The 1,345-nt window shown below is 67.3% G+C and carries 1 protein-coding gene; it reads left to right on the top strand.

Features of this window, described 5'->3' with window-relative positions; genetic code table 11:
- Positions 1–1,345: SpnB-like Rossmann fold domain-containing protein (locus JK363_RS41220; protein ID WP_201883456.1), on the top strand; the 1,345-nt coding region annotated here is incomplete at both ends.

Below are 1,345 nucleotides of genomic sequence, written 5' to 3'. Positions count from 1 at the left end.
GGTTCTGCTGCCGGGGACGGCGTTTGTGGAGTTGGCGGTGCGGGCCGGTGACGAGGTGGGGTGTGAGCGGATCGAGGAGTTGACCCTGTCGGCACCGCTGATGCTGCCCGAGCACGGCGCCGTGCAGGTTCAGGTAGGTGTGGGTGAAGCCGCGGAGGACGGTCGGCGGCTGTTCACTGTGCACGGGCGGCCTGAGAATGCTGCGGATGAGCCCTGGACGCAGTATGCGACGGGCTTGTTGGCTGCCGGCAGCTCGGCCCAGGAGCGGGCGGGCATGACGTTCGATGTGACCGCTTGGCCTCCTGCGGGTGCCGAGGTGGTCGATCTCGGCGATCACTATGAGCGTCTTGCGGAGCTGGGCTTTGACTATGGTCCGGGGTTCCAGGGGCTGCGGGCTGTGTGGAGGCGTGGTGACGACCTGTTCACTGAGGTCGAACTGCCGGATGAGGTGCAGGCCGGTGGGTTCGGTGTGCACCCGGCTCTGCTGGATGCCGTACTGCATGCGGTGGGGTCCGCTGGCGGAAACCAGGGCGAGCCGAGCGTGGGACTGCCGTTCTCCTGGGAGGGCGTGAGGCTTCACGCTTCCGAGGCCACGGCGGTGCGAGCGCAGCTGACGCCCACTGGCCGGGGTGCGGTCGCGATCGAGATGGTCGATGCTGCCGGGGATCCGGTGGTTTCCGTGGAGGCTCTGCTCGTACGCCCGGTAGCGGCGGATGACGTGCGTGTTGACCAGGTTGTTGGTCGCGATTCGTTGTTCCGGGTGGACTGGACCACGGTGGCCGACTCGGCGGATGGCCTGCCGTCTGCCATTGCGGTGGTCGATTCGCATGCCGATGCGGAAGCTGGTGTGGCCGGGACGTTGCGTGAAGCCGGAGCAGAGGTGACGACGTATCCGGACCTGGCTGCGTTGGCAGCGGCGGACGGTCCTGTGCCTGAGGTCGTGCTGGCTGATCCGCTTGTGGATGGCTCCGCCAACGGGGTAGCGGGGCAGGTTCATGCCACGGTCTTGGCGGCGTTGGAGATGGTGCAGTACTGGCTTTCTGAGGAGCGGTTCGCGGGTTCGCGTTTGGTGGCGGCGGCCCGTGGTGAGGCTGACGGTCTCGCTGTGGCGTCGGTGTGGGGTCTGTTGCGGTCGGCGCAGGCGGAGCATCCGGACCGGATCACTCTGTTGGATGGCGGGGGTCAGGAGCTTTCGGCGTCGCTGTGGCCTCAGGTTTTGAGTTTGGCGGAGCCGGAGGTTGGGGTTCGCGATGGGGGTGTTGTGGTTCCTCGGTTGGTGCGGGTGGGGGTGTCTGGTTCGGCGGCAGCGGCGGTGTGGTCTGGGCCGGGTGCGATGTTGATTACG

It is taken from the genome of Streptomyces coffeae, assembly GCF_016741875.1.
Classification (GTDB): Bacteria; Actinomycetota; Actinomycetes; order Streptomycetales; family Streptomycetaceae; genus Streptomyces; species Streptomyces coffeae.
This window is presented reverse-complemented; position numbering and strand designations above follow the sequence as displayed.